General features: G+C 66.1%; 16 protein-coding genes. 11 read left to right on the top strand and 5 right to left on the bottom strand.

All coding sequences use genetic code 11. From position 1 onward, the window contains the following. Positions 1-27: 27 nt before the first annotated feature. The 4 genes from ettA (at position 28) to EET03_RS18495 (ending at position 7,834) form a co-directional block, all read left to right on the top strand. Complete coding sequence (ettA, locus tag EET03_RS18510; RefSeq protein ID WP_075542526.1) at positions 28-1,704, top strand: energy-dependent translational throttle protein EttA; 1,677 nt, start codon at positions 28-30, stop codon at positions 1,702-1,704. Between the two features lie 213 nt (positions 1,705-1,917). After that, a complete protein-coding gene (locus EET03_RS18505) occupies positions 1,918-6,738 on the top strand; it encodes an NAD-glutamate dehydrogenase (protein WP_075542527.1) in 4,821 nt (1,606 codons plus the stop codon). Beyond that, positions 6,735-7,148 (top strand): acyl-CoA thioesterase, encoded by a 414-nt coding sequence (locus EET03_RS18500; RefSeq protein WP_075542528.1) that lies wholly within the window; start codon positions 6,735-6,737, stop codon positions 7,146-7,148. The genes EET03_RS18505 and EET03_RS18500 overlap by 4 nt, the downstream gene beginning before the upstream one ends. 11 nt (positions 7,149-7,159) lie before the next feature. Then, positions 7,160-7,834, top strand: coding sequence for a DUF8010 domain-containing protein (locus EET03_RS18495; RefSeq protein WP_063470917.1), 675 nt, complete (start codon positions 7,160-7,162; stop codon positions 7,832-7,834). A gap of 16 nt (positions 7,835-7,850) precedes the next feature. Here the strand turns inward: EET03_RS18495 and EET03_RS18490 are convergent, their stop codons facing one another. The 4 genes from EET03_RS18490 to EET03_RS18475 all read right to left on the bottom strand — a co-directional run bounded on the left by EET03_RS18490 (position 7,851) and on the right by EET03_RS18475 (position 11,289). After that, on the bottom strand, positions 7,851-8,447 hold the full coding sequence (locus EET03_RS18490) for a class I SAM-dependent methyltransferase (RefSeq protein ID WP_075542529.1): 597 nt from the start codon (positions 8,445-8,447) through the stop codon (positions 7,851-7,853). Between the two features lie 46 nt (positions 8,448-8,493). Then, positions 8,494-10,083, bottom strand: coding sequence for a glycoside hydrolase family 13 protein (locus tag EET03_RS18485; protein WP_075542530.1), 1,590 nt, complete (start codon positions 10,081-10,083; stop codon positions 8,494-8,496). Then, positions 10,083-10,478: a globin gene (locus tag EET03_RS18480; protein ID WP_063470920.1), complete on the bottom strand. Its 396-nt coding sequence runs from the start codon at positions 10,476-10,478 to the stop codon at positions 10,083-10,085. The genes EET03_RS18485 and EET03_RS18480 overlap by 1 nt, the downstream gene beginning before the upstream one ends. Positions 10,479-10,551: 73 nt before the next feature. Beyond that, entirely contained in the window at positions 10,552-11,289 is a 738-nt protein-coding gene (locus EET03_RS18475; RefSeq protein WP_099193649.1) for a hypothetical protein, read from the bottom strand. Positions 11,290-11,563: 274 nt separating this feature from the next. Here EET03_RS18475 and EET03_RS18470 point away from each other — a divergent pair, with 274 nt between their 5' ends. The 3 genes from EET03_RS18470 to EET03_RS18460 all read left to right on the top strand — a co-directional run bounded on the left by EET03_RS18470 (position 11,564) and on the right by EET03_RS18460 (position 12,983). After that, positions 11,564-12,238 carry an HNH endonuclease gene (locus EET03_RS18470; protein WP_036400088.1) on the top strand — a complete coding sequence of 225 codons (675 nt, stop codon included), beginning with the start codon at positions 11,564-11,566 and terminating at the stop codon, positions 12,236-12,238. 63 nt (positions 12,239-12,301) lie between these two features. Then, positions 12,302-12,529, top strand: coding sequence for an aa3-type cytochrome oxidase subunit CtaJ (gene ctaJ / locus EET03_RS18465; RefSeq protein WP_075542532.1), 228 nt, complete (start codon positions 12,302-12,304; stop codon positions 12,527-12,529). Further along, positions 12,516-12,983 carry a DUF5130 domain-containing protein gene (locus EET03_RS18460; protein ID WP_063470923.1) on the top strand — a complete coding sequence of 156 codons (468 nt, stop codon included), beginning with the start codon at positions 12,516-12,518 and terminating at the stop codon, positions 12,981-12,983. The genes ctaJ and EET03_RS18460 overlap by 14 nt, the downstream gene beginning before the upstream one ends. A gap of 77 nt (positions 12,984-13,060) precedes the next feature. Here EET03_RS18460 and pepN read toward each other — a convergent pair whose 3' ends face one another. Then, positions 13,061-15,664 (bottom strand): aminopeptidase N, encoded by a 2,604-nt coding sequence (gene pepN / locus EET03_RS18455; RefSeq protein ID WP_075542556.1) that lies wholly within the window; start codon positions 15,662-15,664, stop codon positions 13,061-13,063. A gap of 154 nt (positions 15,665-15,818) precedes the next feature. On the opposite strand from pepN, the gene EET03_RS18450 reads away from it, so the two are divergent. The 4 genes from EET03_RS18450 to EET03_RS33295 all read left to right on the top strand — a co-directional run. Then, a complete protein-coding gene (locus tag EET03_RS18450) occupies positions 15,819-16,430 on the top strand; it encodes an Rv2466c family mycothiol-dependent reductase (protein WP_075542534.1) in 612 nt (203 codons plus the stop codon). A gap of 46 nt (positions 16,431-16,476) precedes the next feature. Next, positions 16,477-16,956 (top strand): ribose-5-phosphate isomerase, encoded by a 480-nt coding sequence (locus EET03_RS18445; RefSeq protein WP_075542557.1) that lies wholly within the window; start codon positions 16,477-16,479, stop codon positions 16,954-16,956. Positions 16,957-16,982: 26 nt separating this feature from the next. Further along, on the top strand, positions 16,983-17,789 hold the full coding sequence (locus EET03_RS18440; RefSeq protein WP_063470925.1) for an Fpg/Nei family DNA glycosylase: 807 nt from the start codon (positions 16,983-16,985) through the stop codon (positions 17,787-17,789). Next, a partial coding sequence (locus tag EET03_RS33295) for an Mtp family mycobacterial-type pilin (protein WP_482805337.1) occupies positions 17,708-18,110 on the top strand: 403 nt, incomplete at its 3' end. The genes EET03_RS18440 and EET03_RS33295, both read left to right, overlap by 82 nt.

The raw sequence follows: 18,110 nt of genomic DNA, 5'->3' as shown, positions 1-18,110 counted from the left end.
GCAAGACCAGAAAGGCAATACCGCGGCATGGCTGAGTTCATCTACACGATGAAAAAGGTCCGCAAGGCGCACGGCGACAAGGTGATCCTCGACGACGTCACGTTGAGTTTCTACCCCGGCGCCAAGATCGGTGTGGTCGGCCCGAACGGGGCCGGTAAGTCGAGCGTCTTGCGGATCATGGCCGGTCTGGACAAGCCGAACAATGGTGACGCTTTCCTGGCTACCGGGGCCACCGTCGGCATCCTGCAACAGGAGCCGCCGCTGAATGACGAAAAGACAGTTCGGGGCAATGTTGAAGAGGGCTTGGGGGACATCAAGGTCAAGCTCGACCGATTCAACGAGGTCGCCGAATTGATGGCTACCGACTACTCCGACGAGTTGATGGAGGAGATGGGCAGACTCCAGGAGGTATTGGACCACGCCGACGCGTGGGACCTGGATTCGCAACTGGAGCAGGCGATGGACGCGCTGCGCTGCCCGCCGCCCGACGAGCCGGTGACCAACCTGTCCGGAGGTGAACGTCGCCGCGTCGCATTGTGCAAGCTATTGCTGTCAAAGCCTGACTTGTTGCTGCTCGACGAGCCCACCAACCACCTGGACGCAGAAAGCGTGCAGTGGCTCGAACAGCATCTCGCCGTATATCCCGGCGCTATTTTGGCCGTCACCCACGACCGCTACTTCCTGGACAACGTCGCCCAATGGATTCTGGAACTGGATCGGGGCCGCGCCTACCCCTACGAAGGCAACTACTCGACGTACCTCGAGAAGAAGGCCGAGCGGATCGCGGTGCAGGGCCGCAAGGACGCCAAGCTGCAAAAGCGTCTGCAGGACGAGCTGGCCTGGGTCCGCTCCGGCGCCAAGGCGCGCCAGGCCAAGAGCAAGGCGCGCCTGCAGCGCTACGAGGAGATGGCCGCCGAGGCGGAGAAAACCCGCAAGCTTGACTTCGAAGAGATTCAGATCCCGGTGGGACCGCGACTGGGCAACGTGATCATCGAGGTCGATCATCTCGACAAGGGCTATGGCGGACGCACGCTGATCAAGGACCTGTCCTTCACTTTGCCGCGCAACGGCATCGTCGGCGTCATCGGTCCCAACGGCGTCGGCAAGACCACACTGTTCAAGACCATCGTCGGGCTCGAAGAACCGGACAGCGGCACGGTCAAGATCGGCGAAACCGTCAAGCTGAGCTACGTCGACCAGGCCCGGGCGGGCATCGATCCGAAGAAGACCGTGTGGGAGGTCGTGTCCGACGGCCTGGATTACATCGAGGTCGGTCAAAACGAGATACCGTCGCGAGCCTATGTGTCGGCGTTCGGGTTCAAGGGTCCGGATCAGCAGAAGCCGGCCGGAGTGCTTTCGGGTGGCGAACGCAACCGGCTCAACCTTGCGCTGACCCTCAAGCAGGGCGGCAACCTGATCCTGCTGGACGAACCGACCAATGACCTGGACGTCGAGACCCTGAGCTCATTGGAGAACGCGCTGGTGAACTTCCCCGGCTGTGCTGTGGTGATCTCGCATGATCGCTGGTTCCTCGACCGCACCTGCACACACATCCTGGCGTGGGAAGGTGATGCCGACAACGAGGCCAAGTGGTTCTGGTTCGAGGGGAACTTCGGCGCCTACGAGGAAAACAAGGTGGAACGGCTCGGTATCGAAGCTGCGCGTCCACACCGAGTTACCCACCGGAGGCTGACGCGCGACTAGTGTCAGGTCTGCCGGTCCCACGACGATGCGGCCGGTACGGCCGTTGAGGAGTGGGGCCAATCGGGCCCGGTCCCACGACGATGCGGCCGGTACGGCCGTTGAGGAGTGGGGCCAATCGGGCCCGGTCCCACGACGATGCGGCCGGTACGGCCGTTGAGGAGTGGGGCCAATTGAACAGCGCGCGGTATCAGTGGTGAGTTGGGAGCAGTCGGTATGACGAGCGATCCCGAAGTCAAGCAGGATGTCGGGGCGTGGACAACGTTCACCCGGCCCGCTGACGTCCCTGACTGGATCTCGCAGGCCTATCTGGAGAGCTACCGGGGCCAATCGGACGACGGGTCGCAGAGCCCCGACTCGCTGCTGACGCCGCGCATGTTGGGTGCGCACATTCGGCTCGGTCAGCACCGCGCGGCCGGTGAAAGCTGTGTCGCGGTGTATCACGCGGACGATCCGGAGGGGTTCGGGCCGGCGCTGCAGGTGGTCGCCGAGCACGGCAGCATGCTGATGGATTCGGTGACGGTGCTGCTACACCGGCTCGGGGTGGGCTACACCGCCATCATGACGCCGGTGTTCGATGTGCGCCGCAGCCCCGCCGGTGAGCTGTTGCGCATCGAACCCAAAGCGGCCGGCGCGTCACCGTACACCGGCGAGGCCTGGATTTTCGTTCAGCTCGCACCGTCGGTGGACCGCAACGCCCTGACCGAAGTCGAACGGCTGTTACCGAGGGTCCTGGCCGACGTCCAGCGGGTCGCGACGGATGCGGCGGCGATGATCGCCGCCCTGAGCGAATTGGCCGCGGCAGTCGACACTGATCCCGAAGGCCACTATGCGGCGCCTGACCGTCGGGAGGTCGCGGCGTTGCTGCGCTGGCTGGGCAATGGCAACTTTCTGCTGCTGGGTTACCAGCCCTGCCGGGTCGACGAGGGGATGGTCATCGGCGACGGGTCCAGCGGCCTCGGCGTGCTGCGGGCGCGGGCGGGCATCCGGCCCCGGCTGACCGATGAAAACAAGTTGCTGGTCTTGGCCCAGGCGCGTGTCGGCAGTTACCTGCGTTACGGCGCTTACCCCTATGCCATCGCGGTGCGCGAGTACGTCGGCGACGGCAGCGTAACCGAGCATCGCTTCGTCGGGCTCTTCACAGTCGCCGCCATGAACGCCGATGTCCTGGAAATCCCGGCGATTTCGCGCCGGGTTCGGGAGGCCCTCGAGTTGGCCGGCAGCGACCCCAGCCACCCGGGTCAGCTGTTGCTCGATGTTATCCAGACCGTCCCGCGCCCCGAGCTTTTCACCCTGAACGCCGAGCGGCTGTTGGAGATGGCCAAAGCCGTGGTGGACCTTGGATCCCAGCGACGCGCTTTGTTGTTCCTGCGGGTGGATCGGCTGCAGTTCTTCGTCTCGTGCCTGGTCTATGTGCCGCGCGATCGCTACACCACGGCCGTGCGCTTGCAGATCGAGGACATCCTGGTCCGCGAGTTCGGCGGGACGCGACTGGAATTCACCGCTCGCGTCAGTGAATCACCTTGGGCACTCATGCATTTCATGGTCCGGTTGCCCGAAAAGGACGCGGCCTCCCCGCCTGGCTCGGTGGACGTTTCCGAGGCCAACCGGCTCCGGATCCAGGCGTTGCTGAGCGAGGCCGCGCGAACCTGGGCCGACCGGCTGATCGGCGCGGCGGCGGACGGCTCTGTCGGGCACCACGACGCCGAGCATTATGCGGCTGCCTTCTCCGAGGCCTACAAGCAGGCGGTCAGTCCGACCGATGCCATAAACCACATCGCCATCATCAACGAGCTGACCGACGACTCGGTCAAGCTGGTGTTCTCCGACCGCGACGAACAGGGCCTCGCGCAGCTGACCTGGTTCCTCGGCGGATCCACCGCCTCGCTCAGCGAGCTACTGCCGATGCTGCAGAGCATGGGTGTCGAGGTGCTCGAAGAGCGGCCGTTCACCGTGACCCGTCCCGACAGGCTGCCGGTGTGGATCTATCAGTTCAAGATCTCGCCGCATCGAACCATCCCGCGGGCGACGACGACCACCGAGCGGGACGCGGCCGCACAACGGTTCGCCGATGCCGTCACCGCAATCTGGCAGGGCAGGATCGAAATCGACCGGTTCAACGAACTGGTGATGCGCGCGGGGCTGACCTGGCAGCAAGTTGTCGTGCTGCGCGCTTACGCCAAGTACCTACGGCAGGCCGGCTTCCCCTACAGCCACTCCTATATCGAATCGGTGCTCAATGAGCATGCCTCGACCGCACGCTCGCTGGTGACTCTGTTCGAGGCAATGTTCGATCCCAGGCCGGCGGGCTCGCGGCGCGACGCGCAGGCGGCCGCGGCCGCTGTGGCCGCCGACATCGACGCGGTGGTGGGTCTGGACACCGACCGCATCCTGCGCGCCTTCGCCTCGCTGGTTCAGGCCACGTTGCGGACCAATTACTTTGTGACACGCGAGAGTTCGGCCCGGAGCCGCAATGTGCTGGCGGTCAAGCTGGACGCGCAGTTGGTCGACGAGCTGCCGCTGCCGCGCCCCAAGTTCGAAATTTTCGTGTACTCGCCGCGGGTGGAAGGCGTGCACCTGCGGTTCGGTCCGGTCGCGCGCGGCGGCCTGCGCTGGTCGGATCGCCGCGACGACTTCCGCACCGAGATCCTGGGCCTGGTCAAGGCACAGGCGGTGAAGAACGCCGTCATCGTGCCGGTCGGCGCCAAGGGCGGATTCGTCGTCAAGCGGCCGCCGCTGCCCACCGGCGACGCGGCCGCCGACCGCGATGCCACCCGCGCCGAGGGTGTGGCGTGCTACCAGCTGTTCATTTCCGGATTGCTCGACGTCACCGACAACGTCGACCACGCGACCGGAAAAGTCAGCCCACCGCCGGAGGTGGTGCGTCGCGACGGCGACGACGCCTATCTGGTGGTGGCCGCCGACAAAGGCACCGCCACGTTCTCCGACATCGCCAACGACGTCGCCAAGTCCTACGGGTTCTGGTTGGGCGACGCGTTCGCCTCCGGCGGATCGGTGGGCTACGACCACAAGGCCATGGGCATCACCGCCAGGGGTGCCTGGGAGGCCGTCAAACGACACTTCCGGGAAATCGGGGTCGACACGCAGACCGAGGATTTCACCGTCGTCGGCGTCGGCGATATGAGCGGCGACGTGTTCGGCAACGGCATGCTGCTCAGCAAGCACATCAGGCTGGTCGCCGCCTTCGATCACCGGCACATCTTCCTCGACCCGGACCCGGACGCCGCCGCCTCCTGGGAGGAACGGCGGCGGATGTTCGAGCTGCCCCGATCAAGCTGGGACGACTACGACAGGTCGCTGATCAGCGAGGGCGGCGGCGTCTACAGCCGCGAGCAGAAGGCCATTCCGATCAGCCCGCAGGTCCGTGCCGCGCTCGGCATCGACACTGACGTCACCGAGATGTCCCCACCCAACCTGATCCGCGCGATTCTGCAGGCGCCGGTCGACCTGCTCTTCAACGGCGGCATCGGCACCTACATCAAGGCCGAGTCGGAATCGGACTCCGATGTCGGCGATCGGGCCAACGACCCGGTGCGGGTCAACGCCAACCAGGTGCGGGCCAAGGTGATCGGCGAAGGCGGCAACCTCGGGGTAACGGCGCTGGGCCGCGTCGAATTCGATCTGTCGGGCGGCCGGATCAACACCGACGCGATGGACAATTCCGCCGGTGTGGATTGCTCCGACCATGAGGTCAACATCAAGATCCTGATCGATTCGCTGGTCACCGCGGGCAAGGTCAAAGCCGATGAACGCAAACACCTGCTGGAGTCGATGACTGACGAGGTGGCTCGGCTGGTGCTCACCGACAACGAGGACCAGAACGACCTGATGGGTACCAGCCGCGCCAATGCCGCCAGCCTGTTGCCGGTGCACGCCGACCAGATCAGGCACTTGGTGGCCGAGCGGGGACTCAACCGGGAATTGGAGGCGCTGCCGTCGGAGAAAGAGATTGCGCGGCGGGCCGAGGCGGGCATCGGGCTGACCTCGCCCGAGTTGGCGACGTTGATGGCCCACGTCAAGCTGGCGCTCAAAGAAGAGGTGCTGACCACCGAGCTGCCCGATCAGGACGTGTTCGCCTCCCGATTGCCCGATTATTTTCCGCGGCCGTTACGGGAACGGTTCACCCCGGAGATCCGCTCGCACCAGCTGCGTCGCGAGATCGTCACCACGATGCTGGTCAACGATCTGGTGGACAACGCCGGTATCAGCTACGCCTTCCGGCTCGCCGAGGATGTCGGAGTAACCCCGATCGACGCGGTGCGCACCTACGTCGCCATCGACGCCATCTTCGGGGTCAACCGTCTCTGGCGGCGCATCCGCGCGGCGAATTTGCCGGTCGCACTGTCGGACCGGCTGACGCTCGATACCCGTCGGCTGATCGACCGGGCCGGACGCTGGCTGCTGAACTATCGTCCGCAGCCGCTGGCCGTCGGCGCTGAGATCAACCGCTTCGCCGCGAAGGTCAAGGCCATGACGCCACGCATGTCGGAGTGGTTGCGCGGCGACGACAAAGCCATCGTCGAAAAGGAAGCGGCCGAGTTCACCGCACAAGGCGCACCCCACGACTTGGCCTACCGGGTCGCCGGGGGCCTGTACCGCTACAGCTTGCTCGACATCATCGACATCGCCGACATCATCGAGATCGACACGGCTGAAGTCGCCGACACCTACTTTGCCCTGATGGACCGGTTGGGCACCGACGGACTGTTGACCGCGGTCTCCGAGCTTCCCCGCAACGATCGCTGGCACGCGTTGGCGCGGTTGGCGATCCGCGACGACATCTATGCCTCGCTGCGGGCATTGTGTTTCGACGTGCTGGCTGTCGGCGAACCCGACGAAAGCGGGGAGCAGAAGATCGCCGAGTGGGAGCACATCAGCGCATCCCGGGTGGAGCGGGCTCGCCGTACGCTCAACGAAATCCGGGAGTGCGGCGCGAAAGACCTTGCGACGCTGTCGGTGGCAGCGCGCCAAATCCGCCGGATGACACGCACCAGCGGGCGCGGGGCGTCCACATGAGTGTCGGATTCGTCGCGCCGGTACCGGTGCGCTGGTCCGACATCGACATGTACCAGCACATCAACCACGCCACCATGGTCACCATCCTGGAAGAGGCGCGCGTCCCGTTTCTCAAAGACGCGTTCGCCGCCGACATCACCACCATCGGCCTGCTGATCGCCGACGTCCGGGTCAGCTACAAAGGTCAACTGCGGCTTTCCGATTCACCGCTGCAAGTGACGATTTGGGTGAAGCGGCTGCGCGCGGTCGACTTCACCCTGGGTTATGAAGTACGGTCGGTCAACGCGAAGCCGGACTCTAAGCCGGCCGTCCTTGCCGAGTCACAGTTGGCCGCCGTCCACATCGAAGAACAGCGGTTGGTCCGCCTGTCCCCACACCATCGGGAGTATCTGCAACGGTGGCTTCGCTAATAGGGGGCGCGTTGGCGGAGGGAACCGGGGGCGGAGCCGAACGTGGCCTGTGGTTGACTGACCCGGCGCACCGCGCGGATCTGGCGACGTTCGTCGAACGTGCGATGCGGCTCGACGACGCGGCGATCATTCGTATCCGGGCACGATCGGCTGGTTTGCTGACGGCTTGGGTGGCAACGGGTTTCGACGTGCTGGCCAGCCGGGTGGTGGCCGGCAGGGTGCGGCCCGACGATTTTTCGGTGGGCGCAGCCGGATTGGCGCGCGGACTGGAAGCGATGGACACGTCGGGTTATGTCGACCCTGGCTATGGGATGGACTCGGCGTGGCGGGGCGCGCTGCCCCCGGAGTCCGGATTCGTCCACCTCGACGACGTTCCGGCCCGGGCGATGCTGGATCTGGCGGCGACCGGCGCACGGCTGGCCAAGGAATACGGCAGTTCTCAGGGTCCGCCGGCCTCGCTGCTGGATCAGGAGGTCATCCAGGTCAGTTCCGGCGACGTCGTCGTCGGGCTACCGATGCGCTGTGTGTTCGCTTTGACCGCAATGGGTTTCCTGCCGCAGCCCGCGGAGGTGATCGACGCCGACGAGATGATCCGGGTCCGGGTTCTGCCGACCTGGTTGCGGCTCGACGCCCGCTTCGGGTCTGTGTACCGGCGGCGTGGCCATCCCGCTCTGGTCCTGCGCTGACGCCAGACTCTTTTGGCTAGCCCGGGTCTCGCCAGTGCAAACGGTACCGGTAGTAGAGGCCCCGTCGGACTTCGGCGTTGGGCAGAACCTCGTTGGCTAAATGTCGGATCTGATCGAGGTTTTCGTGGGGCGCGGTGACCGGTACACCGATGTCACGGGTCTCGCCATGAAGGCGCGATCCTATGCGAATTATGGGCATACAGAGCAAAGACCATGCCCAGTCGCGGATCGTCTTGTTCGCCGCAAGCCCCACGACGGCCAGTTCGCGGCCGGGCTTGAGTAGTCGGCGCGCTTTGGCCAGCGCTTCTGGCAGCGGCTGGTGATGAATGCTGGCCACGAATGCGACGACATCAAAGCTTTGCCCGGGTGCAGTAAAGCCCTGAAAGTCGCAGTGGTCGACCGATGTATTGGTCGTCGAGTGCAGCCGGAGACGTGCTCGCTCGACTGTGGCAGCGTCAGGATCGATGCCGACCACCCGGCGCGATACTGCCGCCAGCCGCTGCACCAGCAGGCCCTCACCGCACCCCACATCCAAGACGTTGCCGTGGTGTCGCGCCGCGATATCGACCAGCCATGGGTGATAGGCGGTGTTGTGGTTCCAATAGTCCGCCACATTCTGCAAGTCTTCCAGTGTCTAGCCCATCGACGGCCGACCCGGGCTAAACCAACCAGGCCGTGGTGTCCGGGGGCAGCTGTCCGTCGACCAACGGCCCGCTAGCCATGAGCAGCTCGCCCGGGGGCAGGGGTGTCGGGCGACGGCCCGCATTCAATGCGCACACCAGTCCGCCGCCGCGGCGCCGAAATATCACTGCGTCGCCTGGTGCCGGCAGCCAATCGATCTGGCTGCCATCGAATTGGGCGTGTTCCCTTCGCAATTCGAGCGCGCGGCGAAAGAACGACAACGTCGAATCGGGATCTGCACGCTGCTTCTCGACGGTCAACGCGGCCCACTCGCGCGGCATCGGTAACCAGGTGTCGGCGCACGTCGAAAACCCGAACGGGGGAGCGTCGCCCGACCACGGCAGCGGAACCCGGCACCCGTCGCGGCCACGCTCGGTATGGCCGGAGCGTTTCCACGTCGGGTCCTGCAGTGCCTCGTCGGGCAGGTCCACATCGGGCAGCCCGAGTTCCTGACCGTTGTAGAGAAATACCGCGCCCGGCAGGGCGAGCATGACCATCGCCATTGCCCGCGCCCGGCGCAGCCCAGTCGCGCCGCCGCCGTAGCGGGTGACCTCCCGTCCCACATCGTGGTTGGCCAGCGTCCAGGTCGGCGTGGCGTTTTCTATCGCCGCAGCCGCCAGCGAGTTCTGCACGGCGTCGTGGATCTCGGTGGCGTCGAATGCGGTCCGGGTCAGCCGGAAGTTGAAACCGAGGTGCAGTTCGTCGGGCCGTACGTATTCGGCCCAGCGGGTGTTGTCCTGCACCCAGACCTCGCCGACGGTGACCGCTCCCGGGTAGTCGTCGATAACCGCGCGGATATCGCGGTGGATCGCATGTACCTGCGGGCGGTTGAAGCGTGGGTCGTCATCGGTGTGGCGCAAGATCTTGGCTTCGTCAGCGGCGTCGGGCAGACCAGCGGGCTTGGCCATGCCGTGGGCCACGTCGATGCGGAACCCGTCTACGCCGCGTTCCAGCCAGAAGCGCAGTGTCTTCTCGAAGTCGTCGAAAACCTCTGGGTTGTCCCAGTTGAGGTCGGGCTGCTCGGCGTCGAAGAGGTGCAGATACCACTGGCCTGGGTTGCCGTCCGGGTCGGTCACCCGAGTCCATGCCGGTCCGCCGAAGACGGACTCCCAGTTGTTCGGCGGCACCGACCCGTCCGGGCCCCGGCCGTCGCGAAAGAAATAGCGGTCCCGCGCGTCGGCGCCGGGACCGGCGGCCAGCGCCGCTTGAAACCACGGGTGCTCGGAGCTGGTGTGGTTGGGCACCACGTCCATGGTGACCCTGATGCCCCGCTGATGTGCAGCCGCGACCAGTCGTTCGAACGCTGCCATCCCGCCGAAAAGCGGATCGATGTCCCGAGGGTTGGCAACGTCATAACCGTGGTCGGCCATCGGCGAGACGGTGACCGGGTTGATCCAGATGCCGTCGACACCGAGCTGTTGCAAATACTCCAAGCGGGCCGTGAGCCCGTCGAGGTCACCGACCCCGTCTCCGTCGCTGTCGGCGAACGAGCGCGGATACACCTGGTAGAACACCGCGTCCGACCACCACGACCGCGGCTGATCTTCTCGATCCACTGCGGCGGCCATCAAAACGCGGAGTTCACCAACGAGTGGGCTGCCATCTCGAGATAGGCGAGCAACTCGCGGCGGCGCTCGTCGTCCAGGGTCTGTGCATCGATGGAGGCGACCGCGGTGTGCATGCACCGCAACCAGGCGTCGCGCTCGATGGGCGTGATCCTAAACGGCATGTGCCGCATCCGCAGCCGGGGATGCCCGCGCTGTTCGGAGTAGGTTCGCGGGCCGCCCCAATATTGCTCGAGAAACATCCGCAGTCGTTCTTCGGCGCCCGATAGGTCCTTCTCGGGATAGAGCGGACGCAGGATCTCGTCTTCGGCGACTTGTTCGTAGAAGCGTGACACGATCGCGTCGAACGTCGTGGCGCCGCCGACGGCATCGTAGAAGGACTGTTGTTGCGGTTCCATTGCTTCCATTGTGGTCTATGAATCGCGGACGCCGCGTGATGTCCATCTCACCTTCGGCTCCGGTCCGAGCATCCTAGAGGTTGGAGCCAAATCGTCGCTTGGCGTTCGCCATGTCGGCAGCAAGCCGGTCCAACAGATCGCGCAGCGGCGACGGCGGCAGGCCTGCGCCACCCGCTTCGAAAGTGCTCAGTTCGACCCCGGCCTTGGCGCACTCGATGAAGGACCAGGGTATCCCCGGTTCGTCGGCGCCCAATCGTTCGGCGATGGTGGCCACCGAGCGCTCCTGCAGCGCAGCCATCTCCGCGAGCACCGACATGAGGCCATGCTCGTAGCGGGCGCGTCGCATAGTGGCCTCGTCACTCACCGAGCGCTGATGTGCTGTCCCGATGCTGACGCAGCCGTCTGATGCCACCACGAAGCCTTCCTGGCGCGCGGCGGCGGCGATCTCCAACCTTTTCCCGTCGAGGTGCTGCATCCCGGAAATGCAGTCATCTATCGCTCGCAGTGCGCTCTGGAGCCGTTCGGGCAGTTCTCGGCGCCGAGGCTCGGCGCGATCGGCGGCATCTCGTTCAGCCAAACCTTTCGCTATCCCGCGCTTGGCGTCCAGCGCGGCTTGCCTGGATCGCGAGAAACTCAGCGCTGCCGGCAACTGTGGATCTGGCTCGGTGATTTCGATGACGCGATTCATCGAGGCGAGCAGCTCCGCCACGGCGGCACGCGGAGTGAGCGGGTTTCGCGCGGTGTGGCGATAGCGTTCTGCCGTCGCGTCCTCCGTACCGGGATCACCTGGCGGACCCGCACCACCCGGCATGTCGACAGCTCCTCTTCTCGACCGCCGGATTGCGCAGCGGGATCCCGACAAGTGATGCCAGTGTTGCACTCCGCTACCGCCGCTGGCGACGGCCACCGACGGCCGCCGACGGTATGCGCCGGGCAAGATCGGGCAAGGATCGGGCAAGGATCGGGCACGGATCGGGCAAGGATCGGGCAAGATACCCCGGTGTTCACCCGTTCGACACGGCGTGGTCCAGGCAATTGGCGTGCGGTCGGCCAAAAATCATGGTGGACTGTTCCGCGGAGGATCTATGGCGCAGGGCAAAAAGCGCCGCAGCCACCGCAATAGCGGTGCCGCGGCAGGCGGAACAGGGCCTGCAACCGCGTCATGCCTGCATAGTGCCCACTCCCACCGACCCGCCCTGGGGGTCGAAACCCATCCGCCCAACCGCTCAGAGAGCGCATCGATCTGGAACCGCCGGCGGGTATTGCTGCTGAACTCCACCTACGAGCCGCTCACCGCGTTGCCGATGCGGCGGGCGGTCGTCATGGTGATCTGCGGTAAGGCCGACGTGGTACACGACGATCCCGCCGGTCCGGTCATCCACTCGGCGACCAGCTCGATCGTGGTGCCGTCGGTCATCCAGCTGCGAACCTACGTCCGCGTTCCCTACCGGGCCCGCGTCCCGATGACCCGTGCCGCGCTGATGCACCGCGATCGCTTCTGCTGCGCCTATTGCGGGGCAAAGGCCGATACGGTCGACCACGTGGTGCCACGCAGCCGTGGGGGTGAGCACTCGTGGGAGAACTGCGTCGCGTGCTGCTCGACGTGCAATCACCGCAAGGGCGACAAGCTGCTGACCGAACTCGGCTGGTCACTGCGCCGCAAGCCGCTGCCGCCGACCGGGCAGCACTGGCGGCTGCTGTCCACGGTCAAAGAGCTGGACCCGTCGTGGGAGCGATACCTCGGTGAAGGCGCGGCCTGATTTTCTGCCGTCCTCAGTGCCCTGACCGGCCCTCGGTGGGATACGGTTTGCGTCGTGAACGCTATGGAGATTCACCTCTTGTTCGTCGGAATCCCGCTGTTGCTGGTGGTCGTGCTGGCATTGATGATCTTCACCCGCAAGGGACCGCACCCGGCAACCTATGAAATGTCGGAGCGTTGGACACATCCACCGATCCTGTGGGCCGCGACCGACGAAGATGTCGGTGGCTCCCACGGCGGGCATGGTTCGTCAGAGTTCTCGGTTGGAGGTGGCGCCAGTGGCACATGGTGATGTTGCGACGATCGAACCCACCTATCTGCCGAAGGGCTGGGTGATCACCAGCAGCGGCCGGATCTCCGGGGTCACCGAGCCCGGGGAACTGTCGGTGCACTATCCGTTCCCGACCAAGGACCTCGTGGCTTTGGACGACGCGCTGGTCTACAGCTCGCGGGCGTCCAGGGCTCGCTTCGCCGTCTACCTGGGTGATCTGGGTGATGACACCGCTGCACGGGCGCGGGAGATTCTGGCGAAGGTGCCCACACCCAACGACGCGGTGCTGATCGCGGTTTCACCCAACCAGTCCGCCATCGAGGTGGTCTACGGCTCGGCGTTGCGGGGTCGCGGTGCCGAGTCGGCTGCGCCGCTCGGCGTGGCCGCCGCATCGTCGGCGTTCGAGCAGGGTCACCTGATCGACGGGCTGATCAGCGCGATCCGCGTAATCAGTGCCGGGATCTCGGCGGCGTAGTTTCACCCGCGCGCGATCGTGCGCGGCCGCGCGCACCTGCGGCGGTTCGCGTTGCAGGCGCGGACGCGACGCGCGCGCTATTCGGCCGCGTCGAATCGCCGGGCCCGCAGCGACCGTTTGACGCCGGCTTGGCCCTCCAGCACCAACCGGCGCAACGGCGGCGGCAGCTCCGAGTCCGGGGCGCACAGGAAGTTGTCGGCGGCAGCGATGCCGTCCTCGCTGATGTCGGAACCGGGATACAGCCCTATCACCACCGATTGGGCGACCTCGCTGGATCGCCGTGCCCACACTCCCGGGATCGCCTCGAAATAGCGTGGTGTGAACGGCTTGAGCAGCTCACCTTGCCCCGGTGCGGCGATGCCCGCGATGATCGCGCGGCTGGTGGCGTTGGCCAGGGTGTCGTCTTCGACCACGGTGGCGAAGGCGCTCTCTTTGACCTCGAATTGTGGCCGCGCGGCGCGGGCCTGGGCGGCGTACCGCTTGCCGGTGGCGGTCGGGTCGCGCTGTTCTTCGGCATCGATCCTCGGTGACTGTGGCCCGTCGGCGTCAATGGCGCCCGCGGTTGCCAGCGCGATCACGATGCGCCAGCGCAGGTCGGTGTCGACGTCCAAGCCCGCCAGTCCCAATTCGGCGGGGTCACCGTCGAGCAGCGCGGCCACGGTTTCGACGTGGCGGGGCGACAGCACCGACCCGCACAACGCGTTGACGAAGGCCAGCTGATGGTCCGAGCCGGCCGCGGCGTCGCGGGCCAATTCCAGTAGCCGGTCGGCGAACTGCGGCCAACCATGCTCGCGGGCCCAGCCCGGTTCGGCGTAGGAACCCAGCGCGGTCTGCGCCTGCATCAGTAGTCGCTGCGCCACGCCAACCTCGGTCTCGGCGTGCACGCCGCCTGACACCAGTGCCACGAACTCGCGGGCGCGCATCTCGGCCTCGCGGGTCATCTCCCACGCCGCCGACCACACCAGGCTGCGCGGCAGCGGCTCGGCGATGTCGGCGATGCGCTGCAGCGCTGTCTGCAGCGACTCGGCGTCCAGCCGCAGCGAGCAGTAGGTCAGGTCGTCGTCGTTGACCAGGATCAGCTTGCCGCGCGGAACACCAACCAGCGCAGGAACTTCCGACTCCGGACCGGCGACGTCAAGTTCCTCGCGGTGGACCCGGACCAGTTTGCCCGACCCGCTGGAGTCATCGTCGTCGTAGATGCCCACCGCCAGCCGGTGCACCCGGGTCTCACCCGCGCCCGGCGCGGCCCCGCTCTGCTGCACCGCAAACCGGGTGAAGCTACCGTCCTCGTTGACGCCGAAATCCGGCCGCAACGTGTTGAGCCCGGTGGTCTTCAGCCACTGCTGGCCCCAGGTCGACAGATCGCGGCCGGAAGCCTTTTCCAGCGCGGCGATCAGATCGTCGAACGTGGCGTTGCCGAAGGCGTGGGTGCGGAAGTAGTCGCGCAGCCCGGCCAGGAAATGCTCCAGCCCGACGTAGGCGACCAGCTGTTTGAGCACCGACGCGCCCTTGGCGTAGGTGATGCCGTCGAAGTTCACCTCCACCGCGGCCAGGTCGGGAATATCGGCGGCGATCGGGTGCGTCGACGGCAGTTGGTCCTGGCGGTAGGCCCATGACTTTTCGACGGTGGCGAACGTCGTCCAGGCCTCGGTGAACTCGGTCGCCTCGCTTTGGCACAGCACCGACGCGAAGGTGGCGAAGGACTCGTTGAGCCACAGGTCGTCCCACCACTTCATGGTGACCAGGTCGCCGAACCACATATGCGCCATTTCGTGCAGTACCGTCTCGGCGCGCCGCTCGTAGGCGGCGCGGGTGACCTTGCTGCGGAACACATAGTCTTCGAGGAAGGTCACCGCGCCGGCGTTTTCCATTGCACCGGCATTGAATTCGGGCACGAACAGCTGGTCGTACTTGCCGAACGCATAGGGAAGCCCAAAGTGCTTGTGGTAGAAGCCAAATCCCTGCTTGGTCTGGGTGAACAACCGCTCGGCGTCCATATATTGCGCCAGCGACGCTCGGCAGTAGAGGCCCAGCGGGATCTCGCCGTGCTCGTCGCGGTAGGTGTCATGCCAGGCGGCGTACGGTCCGGCGATCAGCGCCACCAGATAGGTGCTCATCGGCGGGGTGATGGCAAAGGTGTGCACCCGGTTGTCCACCCCGCTGTCCACCGGGGTGGCAGCGGCGTTGGAGATCACCTTCCAATGCCCGGGCGCGGTGACCCGCAGCTCGAACGTGGCCTTGAGGTCGGGCTGGTCGAAGCAGGCGAACATCCGCTTGGCATCGGCGGTCTCGAACTGCGAATACAGGTACGTCTCGCCGTCGACGGGGTCGACGAAGCGGTGCAGACCTTCGCCGGTGTTGGAGTAGCGGCAGTCGGCGTCGATGATGACGACGTTGCGGTTGGCCAGCCCCCGCACCGGGATCCCGGTCGACTCGTCGTAGCCGGAGACGTCCAGTTCTGCGCCATTGAGGCTGGCGCTGCGGACGGTGTCGGCGGCGATGTCGATCACCGTGTCGGCGCCGGCGAGCGCGTCGAATACCACCGTGGTGGTGGACCGGAAAGTCTGTTCGCCGGGGCCGCCATGCCCGTCGGTCAGATCGAGGTTGATCTGGTAGCTGTCGACGGTGATCAGGGCGGCGCGTTCGATCGCCTGTTCGCGGGTGAGATTCGGAAGGGCCACGGGCTCCAACATATCGGCTGGCGCAACCGGTTCCGACGGTTCCTGGTTCAGGTGGCGCCGCATCGCAGCGACCGCGGGAACACCCGCACCGCCGCTGCGGTTGTGCTGGACGGTGTTCTCACCGTCTTCGAACTTTGCAGGAGAGGATCGCAATATGCCCGAAAAATCTGTCGCCGATTTCTGGTTCGACCCGCTGTGCCCGTGGGCATGGATCACGTCGCGCTGGATTCTCGAGGTGGAAAAGGTCCGCGATATCGAGGTGAATTTTCACGTCATGAGCCTGGCGGTGCTCAACGAAAACCGCGAAGAGCTGCCGGAGCAGTATCGCGAGAACATGAAGAAGGCGTGGGGGCCGGTACGGGTGGCGACCGCCGCGGAGCAGGCCCACGGCGCCGCCGTGTTGGCCCCGCTCTACACCGCGATGGGCACCCGGATTCACAACGAGGGAAACAAGGACCTCGAGGAGGTCATCACCCAATCGTTGGCGGAGGTCGGCCTGCCGGCCGAACTGGCCGCAGCCGCTACCACCGATGCCTACGACGACGCCCTGCGCAAGAGCCACCACGCCGGTATGGACGCCGTGGGTGACGACGTGGGCACCCCGACCATTCACGTCAACGGGGTGGCGTTCTTCGGGCCGGTGCTGTCGAAGATTCCGCGCGGCGAGCAGGCCGGCAAGCTCTGGGACGCATCCTTGACGTTCGCCGCCTACCCGCACTTCTTCGAGCTCAAGAGGACTCGCACCGAGCGCCCGGAGTTCGATTAGGCCGGGCGACGACGACCCGCGGCGGGTGTCGGGCACAATGTCGGGCATGCGCGTCTACCTGGGGTCTGACCACGCCGGATTCGAACTCAAGCAATACATCATCGAGCACCTCAAAACGTCGGGGCACGAACCGGTCGACTGCGGCGCCTTCAGCTACGACGCCGACGACGACTATCCGGCGTTTTGCATCGCCGCCGCGGAACGGACGGTGGCCGATCCGGGCAGCTTGGGCATCGTGTTGGGGGGATCCGGCAATGGTGAGCAAATAGCGGCCAACAAGGTCCCCGGCGCGCGCTGCGCGCTGGCGTGGAGTGTGGAGACGGCGTCGCTGGCCCGGGAACACAACAACGCTCAGCTGATCGGCATCGGCGGCCGCATGCACACCGTCGCCGAGGCGCTGGCGATCGTCGACGCCTTTGTGTCCGCGCAATGGTCCAAAGCCGAACGCCATCAGCGCCGAATCGACATTCTCGCCGAATACGAACGCACTCACCAAGCGCCGCCGGTACCCGGCGCGGTGGCCTGAGACCCTGAGACCAGACAAGGACTGCCGTGCCCGAAGGGCATACGTTGCACCGGTTGGCCCGGCTGCATCAGCGCCGTTTCGCCGGTGCGCCGGTGGCGGTATCCAGCCCCCAGGGCCGCTTCGCCGATTCGGCGGCCGGGGTGGACGGCCGGGTGCTGCGGCGAACCAGTGTCTGGGGCAAACACCTGTTCCACCACTACGCCGGCGGCGGGATTGTCCATGTGCATCTCGGGCTCTACGGCACCTTCACCGAATGGGAACGTCCGGCGGCCGATCGTCTTCCCGAACCGGTGGGACAGGTGCGGATGCGCATGGTCGGCGCCGAATACGGCACCGACCTACGCGGCCCGACGGTATGCGAGGTGATCGACGAGAGCCAAGTCGCCGACGTGGTGGCCCGGCTAGGGCCCGACCCGTTGCGCCCGGACGCTGACCCGTCGTGGGCGTGGGCACGAATCATGAAGTCCCGCAGGCCCATTGGTGCGCTCCTGATGGACCAGACGGTGATGGCGGGGGTGGGCAACGTCTTTCGCAGCGAGCTGTTGTTCCGCCACCGCATCGACCCCTACCGGACCGGTCAGCGGATCACCGAGGCAGAGTTCGACGCGGCCTGGACCGACCTGGTGGCGTTGATGAAGGTGGGCCTGCGGCGCGGCAAGATCATTGCCGTCCGGGCCGAGCACGATCACGGCGCCCCGTCGTACCGGCCGGGCCGGCCCCGTACCTACGTCTATCGGCGCGCGGGCGACCCATGCCGACTCTGCGGGACGACGGTACTTACTGCCGAGCTGGAAGGCCGCAACGTGTTCTGGTGCCCGGCCTGCCAACGGTGACGAAGTGCGCGACAGCTTGCGCTTCGGGCATCCGGGTGCTTGTTGACCCTATTCGAGCTTCTACACGCTTAGCTGCAGCGACTTTCGCGACGGCCTGCGGGTTGGGCGTCGCATCGGAGGCGCAGGCCCAGTCGTCACCCATCCCGCAATGGTGGTGCCCGGGCGACCTCTGGGATCCCGGCCGGGGCAACAACTGGGACTGGAACAACTGCCACGACAACTGGCGCGGACCTGGGCCCTACCCGAATGGAGGGCCCGGCTGGGGGCCTGGCCCGGGCGGGGTCGGCGGACCTGGGCCTGGTCCGGCAGGGCCCGCCGGAC

It is taken from the genome of Mycobacterium innocens (genome assembly GCF_900566055.1).
GTDB lineage: Bacteria > Actinomycetota > Actinomycetes > Mycobacteriales > Mycobacteriaceae > Mycobacterium > Mycobacterium innocens.
Note: the sequence above shows the minus strand (reverse complement) of the source record. Positions and strands in the feature narration are given on the sequence as shown.